At 66.7% G+C, this 16,048-nt stretch carries 10 protein-coding genes; 2 read left to right on the top strand and 8 right to left on the bottom strand.

What is annotated here, in order from left to right:
- Positions 1 to 102: 102 nt before the first annotated feature.
- The 4 genes from DIE03_RS23910 to hemE all read right to left on the bottom strand — a co-directional run bounded on the left by DIE03_RS23910 (position 103) and on the right by hemE (position 9,435).
- Complete coding sequence (locus DIE03_RS23910) at positions 103 to 1,242, bottom strand: branched-chain amino acid ABC transporter substrate-binding protein (RefSeq protein ID WP_124454643.1); 1,140 nt, start codon at positions 1,240 to 1,242, stop codon at positions 103 to 105.
- 84 nt (positions 1,243 to 1,326) lie between these two features.
- Complete coding sequence (putA, locus tag DIE03_RS23905) at positions 1,327 to 5,259, bottom strand: trifunctional transcriptional regulator/proline dehydrogenase/L-glutamate gamma-semialdehyde dehydrogenase (RefSeq protein WP_124454642.1); 3,933 nt, start codon at positions 5,257 to 5,259, stop codon at positions 1,327 to 1,329.
- A 368-nt stretch (positions 5,260 to 5,627) separates the two neighbouring features.
- Complete coding sequence (locus DIE03_RS23900) at positions 5,628 to 7,889, bottom strand: primosomal protein N' (protein ID WP_124454640.1); 2,262 nt, start codon at positions 7,887 to 7,889, stop codon at positions 5,628 to 5,630.
- A 451-nt stretch (positions 7,890 to 8,340) separates the two neighbouring features.
- Positions 8,341 to 9,435 carry a uroporphyrinogen decarboxylase gene (gene hemE, locus DIE03_RS23895; RefSeq protein ID WP_311767306.1) on the bottom strand — a complete coding sequence of 365 codons (1,095 nt, stop codon included), beginning with the start codon at positions 9,433 to 9,435 and terminating at the stop codon, positions 8,341 to 8,343.
- Between the two features lie 150 nt (positions 9,436 to 9,585).
- Between hemE and DIE03_RS23890 the strand changes: the two genes are divergently transcribed.
- Complete coding sequence (locus DIE03_RS23890) at positions 9,586 to 10,386, top strand: transporter substrate-binding domain-containing protein (protein WP_124454636.1); 801 nt, start codon at positions 9,586 to 9,588, stop codon at positions 10,384 to 10,386.
- Positions 10,387 to 10,666: 280 nt separating this feature from the next.
- Entirely contained in the window at positions 10,667 to 10,822 is a 156-nt protein-coding gene (locus tag DIE03_RS38395) for a hypothetical protein (RefSeq protein WP_185658210.1), read from the top strand.
- A gap of 301 nt (positions 10,823 to 11,123) precedes the next feature.
- On the opposite strand, the gene DIE03_RS23875 is transcribed toward DIE03_RS38395, so the two are convergent.
- The 4 genes from DIE03_RS23875 to atpG form a co-directional block, all read right to left on the bottom strand.
- Positions 11,124 to 12,851, bottom strand: a complete 1,728-nt coding sequence (locus DIE03_RS23875) for an AMP-binding protein (protein ID WP_124454632.1) — start codon at positions 12,849 to 12,851, stop codon at positions 11,124 to 11,126.
- Between the two features lie 255 nt (positions 12,852 to 13,106).
- Positions 13,107 to 13,532, bottom strand: coding sequence for a F0F1 ATP synthase subunit epsilon (locus DIE03_RS23870; RefSeq protein ID WP_006477288.1), 426 nt, complete (start codon positions 13,530 to 13,532; stop codon positions 13,107 to 13,109).
- 118 nt (positions 13,533 to 13,650) lie between these two features.
- Positions 13,651 to 15,045: a F0F1 ATP synthase subunit beta gene (gene atpD / locus DIE03_RS23865; RefSeq protein ID WP_006477287.1), complete on the bottom strand. Its 1,395-nt coding sequence runs from the start codon at positions 15,043 to 15,045 to the stop codon at positions 13,651 to 13,653.
- Positions 15,046 to 15,111: 66 nt separating this feature from the next.
- On the bottom strand, positions 15,112 to 15,987 hold the full coding sequence (atpG, locus tag DIE03_RS23860) for a F0F1 ATP synthase subunit gamma (RefSeq protein WP_124454630.1): 876 nt from the start codon (positions 15,985 to 15,987) through the stop codon (positions 15,112 to 15,114).
- Between the last annotated feature and the right edge of the window lie 61 nt (positions 15,988 to 16,048).

The following is a 16,048-nucleotide window of genomic DNA, read 5'->3' as shown; positions in this document are numbered from 1 at the left end:
AGAAAAAGCCACCCGGCCTCGACGGGCCTGGTGGCTTTTCTCATGAGCAGCAGGCAGCGACCTTCGCCGCCGCCCGCGCTTCAGAACATCGTGACTGGCTGCTTACTTCCCGCCGATGCTCTTCAGCGGCTTCCACTCGCCCTTCTCGACCTTGTACATCGTGATGCCGCCGTTCTTCAGGTCGCCCTTCGCGTCATACGCGACGTGCGTCGACGTCACGCCCGCCATGTCGGTCTTCGCGAGCACCGGCAGGTACTTCGCCGGATCGGTCGAATCGGCCTTCTTCATCGCGTTCAGCAGCGCCATCGCGCCGTCGTACGCGTACGGCGAGTACGTCTGCACGTCTTCGCCGAAGCGCTTCTTGTACTTGTCGGCGTAGGTCTTGCCGCCCGGCATTTCTTCCAGCGGGAGGCCGGCCAGCGAAGCGATCGTGCCGTCGGCCGCGTTGCCGGCGATCTTCAGGAACGTCGGCGTCTTCACCATTTCGCCGCTCATCAGCGGTGCGGTGAAGCCCAGCGCCTTCATCTGCTTGACCATCGGCGCGGCCTGCGAATCCGCGCCGCCGTAGTAGACCATGTCCGGCTTCGCAGCCTTCAGCTTGGTCAGAATGGCCTTGAAGTCGACAGCCTTGTCGTTCGTGAATTCACGGTCGACGATCGTCGCACCGCCCGCCTTCGCGGCCTTCTCGAACTGGTCGGCAAGACCCTGGCCGTAGGCCGTGCGGTCGTCGACGATCGCGATCTTCTTCATGCCGAGATCCTTCGATGCGAACGTACCGGCCACCGAGCCCTGCTGCGTGTCGGATGTCATCATGCGGAAGGTCGTCTTGTAGCCCTGCTGCGTGTATTCCGGTGCCGTCGCCATCGCGATTTCCGGAATGCCCGCATTCGCGTAGATGCGCGAGGCGGGAATCGTCGTGCCCGAGTTGAAGTGGCCGAGCATGCCCTTGATGCCGTCGTCGACGAGCTTCTGTGCGACCGTCGTGCCCGTGCGCGGGTCAGCCTGGTCGTCCTGCGTGCTCAGCACGAACTTCACCGGCTTGCCGCCGATCTTCGGGTTCGTCGCGTTGAAGTCCTCCAGCGCGAGCACGATCCCGTTCTGCATATCCTTGCCGTAGTGCGCCTGCGCGCCCGTCATCGGCCCTGCGTAACCGATCTTCACGTCATCCGCATGGGCCGTCCCCGCCAGCGACATGACCGCGACGAACGTCGCGCCTGCCAGCTTTTTCATCGTGTGTTGCATAGCATCTCCTTGGTACCAGGGTAAATGGAGCGGCTTCGGGATCGCCTTGCCGCTTCCTTTGTTTGATCCGAACGGCAAGGATGGTCAGCCGATCGTCATCAAATTTGCATTGCCGCCGGCCGCTGCCGTATTCACGCTCACCGAGCGCTCCGTCAGCAACCGCTCCAGCGCGTAATCTTCCGCATCGCCGTTCTCGAACGCGCCCACCGACACGCCCTGCACCGACACAATCGGGCCCGGCCGCTGCGCGACGTCCTTCACGAGCGTCTGCAGTTCGTCGCTGTCGCCTTCGAACAGCACCGCGTCGAACGGCGCGTCGGCCTGCTTGCGCACGCTTGCATGCGCCTTCAGCGACGCCGGCAGCGCGGCGACCAGCGCCTCGCCGGCCGCGCCCGCGAACAGCGCACGGTTGCCGGTCGCCAGCACCGCCGCGAACTGCGCACGCGCACCGCCCGGCGTGGCCGCGACACACAGCACCGTGCCGCGCGGGCCGAGTGTATACGTGTTTCGCTCGCCCGTCGGCCCGGCCAGCACGGCGGTCGCGCCGGCCGGCACCTGTGCCAGATAGCCGTCGCAACGTGCGGCCAGTACCGGCTCGCGCTGCTCGATCAGCCAGTCGCGCAACGTCGTGAGCGCCGCGGCCGGGTTGCCGCGCGCATCGCCGTCGGCCGCGCCGTCCGCGATCAGCGCCTGCGCGAGCGAACGCGGCAGGCCCGACGGACGCGTCGCGAGCAGGCGCTGCAGGTACAGCGCGCCGCCGGCCTTCGGGCCCGTGCCCGACAGCCCTTCGCCGCCGAACGGCTGCACGCCGACCACCGCGCCGATCACGTTGCGGTTCACGTAGATGTTGCCGACGTGCGCGTTCGAGATCACGTGCGCGATCGTCTCGTCGATCCGCGTGTGGATACCGAGCGTCAGCCCGTAACCGGTCGCGCGGATCTGCTCGAGCAGCTTGTCGAGCTGGCTGCGGCGGTAGCGCACCACGTGCAGCACGGGGCCGAACACTTCACGCTTCAGTTCGTCGATGCTGCCGATCTCGATCAGCGTCGGCGGCACGAACGTGCCGTGCGCGCAGGCATCCGGCGCCGGCAGCTGCGTGACCGCATGGCCTTTCTCCTTCATCGTCGCGACGTGCGCGTCGATCGTCTGCTTCGCTTCGCCGTCGATCACCGGGCCGACGTCCGTCGACAGCCGGTCGGGGTTGCCGAGCGCCAGCTCGTGCATCGCGCCCTTCAGCATCGTCAGCGTGCGGTCCGCGACGTCGTCCTGCAGACACAGAACGCGCAGCGCCGAACACCGTTGACCGGCCGAGTCGAACGACGACTGCATCACGTCCGCGACGACCTGCTCCGCGAGCGCCGACGAGTCGACGATCATCGCGTTCTGGCCGCCCGTTTCGGCGATCAGCGGAATCGGCTTGCCGTCCGGGTCGAGGCGCGCGGCGAGCGTCTTGTTGATCAGGCGCGCGACTTCGGTCGAACCGGTGAACATCACCGCACGCGTACGCGGATCGGCGACCAGCGCCGCGCCGACGGTCTCGCCCGTGCCCGGCAGCAGCTGCACCGCGCCGGCCGGCACGCCGGCCTCGCGCAGCAGGCGCACGGCCTGCGCGGCGATCAGCGGCGTCTGTTCGGCCGGCTTCGCGAGCACCGTGTTGCCGGCGGCAAGCGCCGCGGCCACCTGGCCCATGAAGATCGCGAGCGGGAAGTTCCACGGGCTGATACAGACCACGGGGCCGAGCGGACGGTGCGTGTCGTTCGAGAATTCGTCGCGGATCTGCGCCGCGTAGTAGCGCAGGAAGTCGACCGCTTCGCGGATCTCGGCGATCGCGTTCGGCAGCGACTTGCCGGCTTCGCGCACGATCAGGCCCATCAGCGTGTGCATCTGCGCTTCGAGCAGGTCGGCCGCGCGCACCAGGCAGTCGGCGCGTGCGTCGACCGGCGTCGCCTGCCAGATCGGCGCGGCGGCCACCGCATGCGCGAGCGCCGCGCTCACGTGCTCGGCCGTCGCTTCGCTGACCGTGCCGACCAGGTCGCGCTGGTCGGCCGGGTTGCGCACGTCGCGTGCCGGTGCGTCGGCGAGCGTATCGTCGTCGAGCATCGGCGCCGCGCGCCACGGGAAGTGCGCGCTCGCGAGCAGCGCGGACGACAGCGACGCGAGACGGTGTTCGTTCGACAGGTCGAGGCCCATCGAGTTGGGACGCTCGTCGCCGTACAGGTTGCGCGGCAGCGGGATCTTCGCGTGCGGCGCGCCGAGCGGCACGACCTTCGACGCCTCGTCGACCGGATCGGCGACCAGTTCCTTCACCGGCACGGTCTTGTCCGCGATGCGGTTCACGAACGACGTGTTCGCGCCGTTTTCCAGCAGGCGGCGCACGAGGTACGCGAGCAGCGTCTCGTGCGTGCCGACCGGCGCATACACGCGGCACGGGCGGTTCAGCTTGTCGCGGCCGGTGACTTCCTCGTACAGCGGCTCGCCCATCCCGTGCAGGCACTGGAATTCGTACTGACCGGGGTAGTAGTTCTGGCCGGCCAGGTGATAGATCGCGGCCAGCGTGTGCGCGTTGTGCGTCGCGAACTGCGGGTAGACGGCGTCCGGTGCCGCGAGCAGCTTCTTCGCGCACGCGAGGTACGACACGTCGGTGTAGATCTTGCGCGTGTAGACCGGATAGCCTTCGAGGCCGTCGACCTGCGCACGCTTGATCTCGCTATCCCAGTACGCGCCCTTCACGAGGCGGATCATCAGGCGGTGACGGCTGCGGCGCGCGAGATCGATCAGGTAGTCGATCACGAACGGGCAGCGCTTCTGGTAGCCCTGCACGACGAAGCCGATGCCGTTCCAGCCGGCGAGCTCCGGGTCGAAGCACAGCGCTTCGAGCAGGTCGAGCGACAGTTCGAGACGGTCGGCTTCTTCCGCGTCGATGTTCAGGCCGATGTCGTAGCGGCGCGCGAGCAGCGCGAGTGCGCGCACGCGCGGCAGCAGCTCGCTCATCGTGCGGTCCTGCTGCGAGCGCGAGTAGCGCGCATGCAGCGCCGACAGCTTGATCGAGATGCCCGGGCCTTCGTAGATGCCGCGGCCGCCGGCCGCCTTGCCGATCGCGTGGATCGCCTGTTCGTACGACGCGTAGTAGCGCTGCGCGTCCTCTTCGGTCGTCGCCGCTTCGCCGAGCATGTCGTACGAGTAGCGGAAGCCGCGCGCTTCGTACTTGCGGCTGTTCGCGAGCGCTTCGGAAATCGTTTCGCCGGTGACGAACTGCTCGCCCATCAGGCGCATCGCCATGTCGACGCCCTTGCGGATCAGCGGCTCGCCGCCGCGGCCGATCAGGCGCGTGAGCGCCGACGACAGGCCCGCTTCGCTGTTGGTCGTCACGAGCTTGCCGGTGATCATCAGCCCCCAGGTCGCCGCGTTCACGAACAGCGACGGCGCGTGGCCGACGTGCGAGCGCCAGTCGCCCTTGCTGATCTTGTCGCGGATCAGCGCATCGCGCGTCGCGCGGTCGGGAATGCGCAGCAGCGCTTCGGCGAGGCACATCAGCGCGACGCCTTCCTGGCTCGACAGCGAGAACTCGTGGATCAGCCCTTCGACGCCGCCGCCCGAACTCTTCTCGCGCAGCGCCTCGACGAGCTTCGTCGCGAGCGCCTGCACGTCCGCCTGCAGGTTCGCCGGCAGGCGCGCCTGGCCGAGCAGGAACGGCACGCATTCCGGCTCGGGGCGGCGATACGCGGCCGTGATCGCCGCGCGCAGCACCGATTGCGGCTGCACGTTCTGCGCGAACTCGAGGAACGGATGCGGCGAGTTGTCGTCGTCGCCGTCCGCCGCCTGACCGTCGGCGAGCTCCGTCACGCCGCTGTGGCCCGACAGTTCCGGCGGCAGCTGGCCGTGCTCGATCCGCTCGAGATACGCGAAGATCGCCTGCTTGATCAGCCAGTGGGGAGTGCGCTCGAGACGCGCGGCGGCGTCCTTGAGGCGCGAGCGGAGAAGGTCGTCGACTTTGACGCCGAGAGTCGTGCTTGCCATGGTGGGTTCGTGCGCCGGTGCGAGCCCGGCAATGTGGTGTGAGAGGATGCGCGAAATCCTACGGCACGCAATAAAAAGGTGCAACCAAATTGCGAGGTAGGTTGCACCCATAAGTTAGCCAATATAATCAGTCACTTATGCGGTTGCAACCTAGGGGTTGCCCGTGGTCGGAGGATCGGTGTTTTCCCTGATCGGGGCGATTCGACACGCGCGTGCAACCTTCTGCGCGCGCGGAAGCGGCCGAAAACGGGTTGCACTGGGTGGGATGACGGGATGCGGCGCCCGGCCGGGGGCGCGACAAGAGACAGTCGAGCGGCGCCCGACGGGCCGGACTGCTTGCAGGCTGACTGGCTACGGCAGCACGCCGCTCAGATATCCAGCGGATCGACCTCGACGCTCCACCGCAGCACACCCTTCAGCGCGCGCAACTCCGGCTGCCACGCCCGCAGCGCGTGCTGCAGCGCAGCCCGCGACGCGCTTTCGAGCAGCAACTGCGCTCGGTGGACGTTCGCGACCTTGACGATCGTCATCGGCACCGCGTCGTAGACGGTCACGCGATCGGCGCCCGGCAGGCCGGGCAACGCGGCCGCGGCCTGCAGCAGGAACGCGAGCGCCGCGTCGAGCGTGCGCCCCTCGGCGCGCAGCAGCGCCTGGTAGACGAACGGCGGCAGGTGCGCGTCGCGGCGCTCGCCGAGCGTCGAATTCGCGAAGCCGACGTAATCCTGCCGCCCGAGCGCGTGGTACAGCGCGTGGCGCGGGTAGCGCGTCTGCACCATCACCTCGCCCGGCAACCCCGCGCGGCCAGCACGACCGCTCACCTGCATCAGCTGCGCGAACAGCCGTTCGCTCGCGCGAAAGTCGTGCGAGAACAGCGCGGTATCGGCATTGAGCACGCCGACGAGCGACACGCGCTGGAAGTCGTGCCCCTTCGCGATCATCTGCGTGCCGACCAGGATGTCGACCTCGCCCGCGTGCACGTCGGAGAACAGCGCCTGCGCGCTGCCCTTGCGGCGCGTGCTGTCCGCGTCGATCCGCAAGATGCGCGCGCCGGGCACGGCCTCGGCCAGCGCCTCCTCGATGCGCTGCGTGCCGCGCCCGAGCGGCGCGATGTCGACGTTCCCGCACTCGGGGCACGACCGCGGAATGCGCGCTTCCCAGCCGCAGTGATGGCAGCGCAGCGCATGCTCGGGCTTGTGCAGCACGACGTACGCACTGCAGCGCGGGCAACCGGCGACCCAGCCGCATGCGTCGCACGCGAGCTGCGGCGCGTAGCCGCGCCGGTTCAGGAACACGAGGCTCTGCTCGCCGCGCTCGAGCCGCGCCTTCAGCGCCGCGACGAGCGGCCCCGACAGCCCGCCCATCGACGCACGGCCGCGCCGCCGCTCCTCTTCGAGATCGATCAGCCGCACGGTCGGCAGCGTCGCGTCGGCCACCGCGCGACGCGACAGCGTGAGCCGCGTGTAGCGCCCTTGCTCGGCCTGCCACCAGCTTTCCAGCGACGGCGTGGCCGAGCCGAGCACCACCGTGATGCCGAGCTGCTTCGCGCGCCACACGGCGAGATCGCGCGCCGAATAGCGCAGCCCTTCCTGCTGTTTGTATGCGGGCTCGTGCTCCTCGTCGACGACGATCAACGCGAGCATCGGCATCGACGCGAGCACCGCCAGGCGCGTGCCGAGCACGATCCGCGCGCGCCCCGTGTGCGCGGCCAGCCAGTTGCGCGCCCGCTCGCCCTCGGCGAGCCCGCTGTGCAGCGTGACGATCGCATCGTCGGCGAGCGCGCCCGCGAAGCGCGCGCGAAACGCGGCCTCGAACTGCGGCGTCAGGTTGATTTCGGGCACGAGCACGAGCGCCTGCGCGTCCGGCCGCGCGTCGAGCAGCGACGCGAGCGCATGCAGATAGACCTCGGTCTTGCCGCTGCCCGTCACGCCGTGCAGCAGGAACGGTGCGAAGCCCTCGCCCGCGCGGATCGCGTCGAGTGCCTCGGCCTGCTGGTCGGTCAGCGCCGGCGGCACAGTTCGTCCACCGGTTGTCGACAGGTTATCCACAGCTTTGGGCACAGGAGCGTCGGCCCAGCCGATCTCCTCGACGTCGACCCAGCCGCGTGCCGCCCAGTCGTCGAGCGTCGCGGCCGCCTTCGGATGCAGCGCGCGCGCATCGGGCAGCGTCAGCGAGCCGGTGTCGACGAGCGCCTGCGCGAGCCGCCGCAGCGCCGCGCCGCGAGCGGGCAGCGCATCGGGCAGCGCCGCGCGGCCGGCGTCCGTCGGCTGGTAGCGCACTTCGGGCGCGAGCAACCGCCCCCAGCGCCCGGCGTCGCGCAGCGCCTGCGGCAACGCCGGCAACGCGACCTCACCGCGCCCGCGCTGATAGTAATCGGCGGCGAACGACACGAGCGCGAGCCAGTCGGGCGACAGCGGCGGGAGATCGGTGCAGATTGCGTCGACCGCGCGCAGCCGCGACGGCGGCACATCGGTGTGAGTCGTCACTTCGCAGACGAGCCCGACCGCCTGCCGCTTGCCGAACGGCACCTGCACGAGCGTGCCGGGCACGGGCGCCGGATGCGCATCGCAGCGGTAGTCGAACAGGGTCGCGAGCGGATGGTCGAGCGCGACGCGCAGGTAGGTGCCGCTCATTGCGGCGCTCCGGCGGCAGCGATGCGCGAAGTGCAGGCGGCTTGCATCCGCGTCCGCATCGCGGCAGCAGACTTAAAGTAAAACTTCAGATTCGGCGCTAAGTTTTGGATTCGCATTAGGAATCGCCGTATACCCTGGCCAGCCTGTGGATAACTTTGTTGAGAACTCGCCGCTCAATGGCCGCAACGCGCGCGGGGCCGTGCTTTCCGCTGTTTTTCGCCGCGCATTGCGTCGCCCCGCGAAGCCTTATTCCATAAGGCTGCTATTCAAATTACCGAACCATAGCGAGACAAATTGACCGATACAGGGCTCTACCGCGCTGCAACGTGGAAAATGTGTATAAGTCAAGTCTTGACAAGCACCGAATCGGCAACGGGTGCGGGGTTGCGCCCTGTTTAGTTTCAAAAACGAAACATCGTCATGCCGCAGCGCAGCATGACGGCACTTGCGTTCAGCGCGCCGCTCCGCTACGGATCGCGCGGCTGTGGCTGTGCACTTCGTCGACGAGTTCGGCGACGTGATCGGGCGACGTGAATTGCGAGATGCCGTGGCCGAGGTTGAACACGTGGCCGGGGTGGTTGCCATAGCTGTCGAGCACCGCACGCGCCTGTTCGCGCACCGCGGCCGGCGGCGCAAACAGGATCGTCGGATCGAGGTTGCCCTGCAGCGCGACACGCCCGCCGACGCGCTCGCGCGCGGCGCCGAGGTTGACCGTCCAGTCGAGCCCGACCGCGTCGACGCCGGTCGCCGCGATCTCTTCGAGCCACAGCCCGCCGCCCTTCGTGAACGTGATCACCGGCACGCGCTCACCGTCGTGCTCGCGCTTGAGCTGCGACACCACGCGGCGGATGTAGTCGAGCGAGAAGCGCTGGTATGCGCCGTCGGCCAGCGCACCGCCCCACGTATCGAAGATCATCACGGCCTGCGCGCCCGCTTCGATCTGCGCGTTCAGGTACGCGGCCACCGCCTGCGCGTTCACGTCGAGGATCCGGTGCATCAGGTCGGGGCGCGAATACGCCATCGACTTCACCGTACGGAAATCGTCCGACCCGCCGCCTTCGACCATGTAGCACGCAAGCGTCCACGGGCTGCCCGAGAAGCCGATCAGCGGCACGCGCTGGCGGCCCTGGCCGTCGGTGAGCGCACGGCGGATCTCGCGCACGGCGCCCGTTACGTAGCCGAGCGTCTCCTCGATGTCCGGCACCGCGAGCTTCGCGACGTCGGCCTCGGTGCGCACCGGATGCGCGAACTTCGGCCCTTCGCCGACCTGGAAGTCGAGGCCGAGCCCCATCGCGTCCGGAATCGTCAGGATGTCCGAGAACAGGATCGCGGCGTCGAGCGGGAAGCGCTCGAGCGGCTGCAGCGTCACCTCGGTCGCGTAGTCGGGATTCTTCGCGAGACCGAGGAAGCTGCCGGCGCGCGCACGCGTCGCGTTGTATTCGGGCAGGTAGCGGCCGGCCTGGCGCATCAGCCAGATCGGCGTGTAGTCGGTCGGCTCGCGCAGAAGCGCACGCAGGAAGGTGTCGTTGAGCAGGTTATGGGCCACGGTAGGAGCGACGATGCGAAGGCAAAGCGGCATTTTACCGGACAGCCGCCCTCCGGCTGCGCATGCCGACGCGATGGCGGCCATATGACGCGCGCGATGGCTCCGTTATGATCGGACGCTCATATCGCACGAAACGAAGGAGGGAGACCGATGAAGACATTCGCCACGCTCGCCGCGGCCGCGCTGCTCTGCTGCGCCGCCGCGCACGCGCAGACCGCCACGGGCACCGCCGCCGCTGCACCGGGCGCCGGTTCGCGGCTCGACGACGTGCTCGCGCGCGGCACGCTGCGCGTGTGCACGACGGGCGACTACAAGCCGTATTCGTACTACCGCGCGGACGGCCGTTTCGAGGGCATCGACATCGACATGGCCGAATCGCTCGCGAAATCGCTCGGCGTGAAAACCGACTTCGTGAAGACGAGCTGGCCGAACCTGACCGCCGATTTCGTCGCGAAATGCGACATCGCGGTGGGTGGCGTGTCGACGACGCTCGAGCGCCAGAAGCGCGTGTTCTTCACGCAGCCGTACGTGGTCGACGGCAAGACGCCGATCGTGCGCTGCGCGGACGCCGACAAATACCAGACCGTCGCGCAGATCGACCGGCCCGAGACGCGCGTGATCGTGAACCCGGGCGGCACCAACGAGCGTTTCGCGAAGCAGTTCTTCACCCATGCGAACCTGACCGTCTATCCGGACAACGTGACGATCTTCAAGCAGATCCTCGCGGGCAAGGCCGACGTGATGGTGACGGACGCGTCCGAGACGCAGCTGCAGCAAAAGCTGAATCCGGGGCTGTGCTCGGTGCATCCGGACAAGCCGTTCCAGTTCGGCGAGAAGGCGTACATGGTGCCGCGCGGCGATGTCGCGTTCCAGCAGTACGTCGACCAGTGGCTGCATCTCGCGCTATCGACCGGCGAATACCAGGCGATTTCGGACAAATGGCTGAAGTGAGCGCGCCCGCGCGCGGCGGCCGATAACGGGCCTCGACCCCGCGGCCGCTGCCTCCCGAATGCGCGGCATGGCGGCGGCAAACCTGCCGCCGTTACACATCGCCGTCGTGCCGAAGCGCTCCGCGATCGCGGCAAAACCATTTGAATCGGCCGTTCGGCCGACTTCCGCGCATTCCAATCACGTTTCAAAATCTTTCTGACGAATGAATCGTCATAGGCGGTATCGGTCATGCCACGCACTTTCTCGCGTGAAAATCGGCAATTCATCGCGCCCGATACGCATGAAAAACGCATCGCGCGCATGCGCTGAAAACGCTGCGGAAAATATGGGTAAAAATGACCTTTTTCAGGACCCCGAAAACAGCAAAAAATCCCGCCAAGCCTTATCTGGCGGGCGTTACAACCTGAAACACTTTGTTACCGCGACGGGTCATTAATTCGCCCACAATGGCCTCAACGGTTTCAACACGGATGCGGTCTCGTGTGCCAAGTGTGAGCGGACGCGAAGCGCTGCGAGCCAGTCGGTCACGTACCGAAGCCCTTCCGAGGGGCATCCCTGTTGGAGTCGTTTCCGGCCCCCCGCCGGATTCGGTTTCATCTTTGGTCTCCTCGCGCTAACCCCGTAGCGTGTGGTTTTTAGCGGGCTAATAAGCCCGCTTTTTTTCGTCCATAGAAAGCGTAGCGACCTGCATGGGGCAGCCCGCAGGCCGCCACGTTTTTTCCCGCCGCCGCACCGCGTCAAGCGGTCTTCTGCACGTCGAGTTTCAGTTCCTCGATCATCCGGTCGCGCATCACGAACTTCTGCACCTTGCCCGTCACCGTCATCGGCAGCTCGTCGACGAAGCGGATGTAGCGCGGAATCTTGTAATGCGCGATCTGCCCGGTGCAGAACGCACGCACGTCGTCCTCGGTCATCTGCTCGTCCGCGCGCAGCACGATCCACGCACACAGCTCCTCGCCGTATTTCGCATCGGGCACGCCGAAGACCTGCGCGCTCTGGATCTTCGGATGCCGAAACAGGAACTCCTCGATCTCGCGCGGATAGACGTTCTCACCGCCGCGGATCACCATGTCCTTCAGGCGGCCGACGATGTTGCAGTAACCGTCCGCGTCGAGCGTCGCGAGGTCGCCCGTGTGCATCCACCCGTCGACCAGCACCTCGCGCGTCTTCGCGTCGTCGGCCCAGTAGCCGAGCATCACCGAATAGCCCTTCGTGCACAGCTCGCCCGTTGCGCCGACCGGCACGATGTCGCCGCTCGCATCGACGATCTTCACTTCCAGGTGCGGCTGGATGCGGCCGACCGTCGTCGTGCGCTTCTCGAGCGGATCGTCGGTCGAACTCTGGAACGACACGGGGCTCGTCTCGGTCATCCCGTATGCGATCGTGATCTCCGACAGGTGCATCTGCGACACGACGCGCTTCATCGTCTCGATCGGGCACGGCGAGCCGGCCATGATCCCAGTGCGCAGCGTCGACAGGTCGAACGTCGGGAACGCCGGATGATCGAGCTCCGCGATGAACATCGTCGGCACGCCGTGCAGCGCGGTGCAGCGCTCGCCGGCCACGGCCGCGAGCGTCGCGACCGGGTCGAACGCCTCGCCCGGGAACACCATCGCCGCGCCCTTCGACACGCATGCGAGCACGGCCAGCACCATCCCGAAGCAGTGGTACAGCGGCACGGGAATGCACAGCGTGTCCTGCTCGGTGAAGCGCATCGCGGTCGCGATCGAGCGCCCGTTGTTGACGACGTTGCGATGCGTGAGCGTCGCGCCCTTCGGGCTGCCCGTCGTGCCGCTCGTGAACTGGATATTGATCGGGTCGTTGGCCGTGAGCGACGCGCCGATCGCATCGAGCAACGCGGGATCGACCGCCTGGCGGCCGCGCGTCATCACGTCCGCGAAGCGGAACATGCCGGCCGGCGCGACGTCGCCCATCGACACGACCGTGCGCAGGCTCGGCACGCGTGCCGCATGCAGGTCGCCCGGCGTCGCGGTCGCGAGCTCCGGCGCGATGGTCTGCAGCATCTCGACATAGGCCGACGACTTGAAGCGCTCGGCCGAGATCACGGCCTTGCAGCCGACCTTGTTCAGCGCGTATTCGAGCTCCGCGAGCCGGTAGGCCGGATTCAGGTTGACGAGCACCGCGCCGATCCGCGCGGTCGCGAACTGCGTGAGCAGCCATTCGCTGCGGTTCGGCGACCAGATACCGACGCGGTCGCCCTTCACGATGCCGAGCGCGGCCAGGCCGGCCGCGAGCACGTCGACCTCGTTCGCGAACTCGCGCCAGGTCCAGCGCACCTGCTGCTCGCGGAACACGACGGCCGGACGATCGGGAAAGCGGCCCGCCGTGTCGAGCAGGAACCGGCCGATCGTCGCTTCGGACAGCGGCACGTCGGTCGCGCCGCGCACGTACGACAAGCCGTTCTCGGGCGCGATCAGCGCCTCCTTGCCAAGGTCTGCTGCCATCGATGTCTCCGTCCGTTTTGTCTGATCGGCCCGCGCGCGCCGGCTGTGCACGCCTGCTGCGCGCGCCTCCGCCGCAATGATCGCAACGGGCGGCCTCATCGCGGATGATGCCGCGCTCCGCTGACGACACTCTGACATCGAATCGCGGCGGACGGGTGAAATAGCACGACCGGACGGAATGATCCGACCCGTAAAACGCAGACGAAAAAAAAGCAGCCCGAAGGCTGCTTTCTTTCGCGGGATACGCGGCGCGGCTCAGTGCCGGCTGCGGATCTTCGCCAGACGCTGGATCGCTTCGAGCTGCGCCATCGCGGTCGCGAGCTCGGATTGCGCCTTTGCGAGGTCGAGATCCGACTTCGCGTTCTGCAGCGTTTCCTCGGCACGCTTGCGTGCTTCCTCGGCTTTCGCCGCGTCGAGGTCCTTGCCGCGGATCGCGGTATCGGCGAGCACCGTCACGGCGCCCGGCTGCACTTCGAGAATGCCGCCCGCGACGAACACGAATTCGTCGTTGCCGCCCTCGACTTCGATGCGCACCGCACCCGGACGAATCCGCGTGATCAGCGGCGTGTGGCCCGGCAGAATACCCAGCTCACCCGTTTCGCCCGGCAGCGCGACGAATTTCGCCTCGCCCGAGAAGATCTGCTCTTCCGCGCTGACGACGTCTACTTTGATGGTTGCCATATCGACTCCGATCTCATCCACAGGTTGAGCGTATTGCGGCCGGCGCGGGCGGCCGGATAAGTCATCGCTGACTCATTGCTCCGGCCGGCACACGCCGGCTTGCGACTCACTCAAGCCTTTACTGGATCTTCTTGGCCTTCTCGAAGGCTTCGTCGATCGTGCCGACCATGTAGAACGCCTGTTCCGGCAGGTGGTCGCACTCGCCGTCGACGATCATCTTGAAGCCACGGATCGTTTCCTTCAGCGGCACGTACTTGCCCGGCGAGCCCGTGAACACTTCAGCAACGTGGAACGGCTGCGACAGGAAACGCTGGATCTTACGTGCACGTGCGACCGACAGCTTGTCTTCCGGCGACAGTTCGTCCATGCCCAGAATCGCGATGATGTCGCGCAGTTCCTTGTAGCGCTGCAGCGTCTGCTGAACGCGACGCGTGATCGAGTAGTGCTCTTCACCGATCACGTTCGGGTCGATCTGGCGCGACGTCGAGTCGAGCGGGTCGACCGCCGGGTAGATACCCAGCGAAGCGATGTCACGCGACAGAACGACGGTTGCATCCAGGTGGCCGAAGGTCGTAGCCGGCGACGGGTCGGTCAAGTCGTCCGCAGGGACGTACACGGCCTGGACCGACGTAATCGAGCCCTTCTTGGTCGACGTGATGCGCTCTTGCAGCTTGCCCATTTCTTCAGCCAGCGTCGGCTGATAGCCCACTGCCGACGGCATACGGCCGAGCAGTGCCGACACTTCGGTACCGGCCAGCGTGAAACGGTAGATGTTGTCGACGAAGAACAGCACGTCGAGGCCTTCGTCACGGAAGTGCTCGGCCATCGTCAGGCCGGTCAGCGCGACGCGCAGACGGTTGCCCGGCGGCTCGTTCATCTGGCCGTACACCAGCGCGACCTTGTCGAGAACGTTCGAGTCCTTCATTTCGTGGTAGAAGTCGTTCCCTTCACGGGTACGCTCGCCCACGCCCGCGAACACGGAGTAACCGCCGTGTTCCTTCGCGATGTTGTTGATGAGCTCCATCATGTTGACGGTCTTGCCCACGCCGGCACCGCCGAACAGGCCAACCTTGCCGCCCTTCGCGAACGGGCAGATCAGGTCGATGACCTTGATACCCGTTTCGAGCAGTTCGGTCGACGGCGACAGTTCGTCGAACGCCGGGGCCTTCTGGTGGATCGAACGCGTCACGTCGCTTTCGATCGGGCCAGCTTCATCGATCGGACGGCCGAGGACGTCCATGATCCGGCCGAGGGTCGGCTTGCCGACCGGCACCGAGATCGGCTTTGCCGTGTTCTTCACGGTCAGGCCGCGGCGCAGGCCGTCGGATGCACCCAGACAAATGGTACGGACCACGCCGTCGCCCAGCTGCTGCTGGACTTCGAGCGTCAGTTCCGAGCCATCGAGAATAAGCGCGTCGTAGATCTTCGGCATGCTGTCGCGCGGGAATTCCACGTCGATAACGGCGCCGATGCACTGTACGATCTTGCCTTCTACCAAAGCAGCAGTACTCATCGCTTTTCCTTTAAATACCTGATTCTTTACTCGCGCAAAGGCGCAGTTGTCGTCCCGGGCGCGCGCTTAAACAGCGGCTGCGCCGCCGACGATCTCCGACAGTTCTTTCGTGATCGCGGCCTGACGGCTCTTGTTGTACACGAGCTGCAGTTCGCTGATCACCGTCTTCGCGTTGTCGGACGCGGCCTTCATCGCGACCATGCGCGCCGATTGCTCGGACGCCATGTTTTCCGCGACGGCCTGGTACACCAGCGCCTCGACGTAACGCACGAGCAGTTCGTCGACGACTGCCTGCGCGTCCGGCTCGTAGATGTAGTCCCACGACGTGGCCGGCGTACCGTCATCGGCTTCGAAGTGTTCCGACGACAGCGGCAGCAGCTGCTCGATCACGGCTTCCTGCTTCATCGTGTTGACGAAGCGCGTGTAAGCGATATAAACCGCCGACAGCTTGCCTTCCGAGTACAGATCGAGCTGCGTCTTCACGGCGCCGATCAGCTTGTCCAGATGCGGGGTGTCGCCGAGGTGCACGACCTGCGACATCACCTTCGCGCCGAAGCGGTTCAGGAACCCGAGGCCCTTGCTACCGATCGCGGTGGCTTCGACCTTCTGGCCCTTCTCTTCCAGCTCCTTGAACTTCTGAACCGTCGCACGCAGCACGTTGGTGTTCAAACCGCCGCACAGACCCTTGTCCGTCGTGACGAGAATGACACCAGCCGTGTTCGCGCCGTCGTTCGCCACCATGAACGGGTGGCGGTACTCGGGGTTCGCGCGGCTCATGTGCGCGGCGATGGCACGGACCTTGTCTGCATACGGACGAGCGGCGCGCATGCGTTCCTGCGCGCGACGCATCTTCGATGCAGCCACCATCTCCATCGCCTTCGTGATCTTGCGCGTGTTCTGCACGCTCTTGATCTTGCCGCGAATTTCCTTCATTCCAGCCATAGCTTGCTCCTTGACCGAAGCGGCGCGGGTGCTCGGCACCCGCGCGGCCTCAGTGTGTCAC

It is taken from the genome of Burkholderia sp. Bp8992 (assembly GCF_003853705.1).
Classification (GTDB): domain Bacteria; phylum Pseudomonadota; class Gammaproteobacteria; order Burkholderiales; family Burkholderiaceae; genus Burkholderia.
This window is presented reverse-complemented; position numbering and strand designations above follow the sequence as displayed.

Excerpts from the sequence above, each read along its gene's own strand:
- DIE03_RS23910 (WP_124454643.1), bottom strand. The coding sequence starts at position 1,242 with ATGCAACACACGATGAAAAAGCTGGCAGGCGCGACGTTCGTCGCGGTC.
- putA (WP_124454642.1), bottom strand. The coding sequence starts at position 5,259 with ATGGCAAGCACGACTCTCGGCGTCAAAGTCGACGACCTTCTCCGCTCG.
- DIE03_RS23900 (WP_124454640.1), bottom strand. The coding sequence starts at position 7,889 with ATGAGCGGCACCTACCTGCGCGTCGCGCTCGACCATCCGCTCGCGACC.
- DIE03_RS23890 (WP_124454636.1), top strand. The coding sequence starts at position 9,586 with ATGAAGACATTCGCCACGCTCGCCGCGGCCGCGCTGCTCTGCTGCGCC.
- DIE03_RS38395 (WP_185658210.1), top strand. The coding sequence starts at position 10,667 with ATGAAAAACGCATCGCGCGCATGCGCTGAAAACGCTGCGGAAAATATG.
- DIE03_RS23875 (WP_124454632.1), bottom strand. The coding sequence starts at position 12,851 with ATGGCAGCAGACCTTGGCAAGGAGGCGCTGATCGCGCCCGAGAACGGC.
- DIE03_RS23870 (WP_006477288.1), bottom strand. The coding sequence starts at position 13,532 with ATGGCAACCATCAAAGTAGACGTCGTCAGCGCGGAAGAGCAGATCTTC.
- atpD (WP_006477287.1), bottom strand. The coding sequence starts at position 15,045 with ATGAGTACTGCTGCTTTGGTAGAAGGCAAGATCGTACAGTGCATCGGC.
- atpG (WP_124454630.1), bottom strand. The coding sequence starts at position 15,987 with ATGGCTGGAATGAAGGAAATTCGCGGCAAGATCAAGAGCGTGCAGAAC.